Below are 645 nucleotides of genomic sequence, written 5' to 3'. Positions count from 1 at the left end.
CGTAGGTATAGCTACCGAGTTTGGTTTTAATGTCTTGCTTGACCACATCCTTAACGGACAAACCCGCACGAAAGGCTTCGTGATACCAAGCGATGCCAACATCCATATTGAAGGCGTTTTTTGAGACTTCGCTTTTGTCGTAATCTTCAATATCAAAGTCATCAAGCGTTGTACGTTGGGTGTAAGTTTTAAGTTGTTGATATTTAGGTGTGAGGCCAAAGGCGACGGTTTGTCCGCCAAGAGTATAGGTTCTTGATAGAGAGACGCCATATTCTGCGCTGCCAAATGCCGCCAAATTAACTGCCGAGTTCAGGTATCGCTCAGCGGTGTTGGTGGCGTCAGAAATATCAGGTGCTGCAAGAATCTCCACATAGCCAGCGCTAAAAAGGTTCATTGACATAAAACGTGTTGGTATCGCGATGGCAAAGGTTAATCCACCGTTGATAACGATAGGCACACTGCTATCTAACTGATCTAACAGTCGATTCATTGCAGTTTCGTCTGCGGGAGTGGGTAGCCCCTGAATGCTGTCATACAAATCTTGTACATCATCGACGGTCGAAAGAGCGTCATCTTCATCGTGAATATTGACGCCAAAGGCGGGGATCAGTAGACCAATATCATCATTTTCTCGATAAAGTGCAC

The 645-nt window shown here is 45.4% G+C and carries 1 protein-coding gene; it reads right to left on the bottom strand.

Features of this window, described 5'->3' with window-relative positions; genetic code table 11:
- A partial coding sequence (locus R7R78_RS27140) for a conjugal transfer protein TraF (RefSeq protein ID WP_225474740.1) occupies positions 1 to 645 on the bottom strand: 645 nt, incomplete at both ends.

It is taken from the genome of Vibrio sp. 2134-1, assembly GCF_033339495.1.
This window is presented reverse-complemented; position numbering and strand designations above follow the sequence as displayed.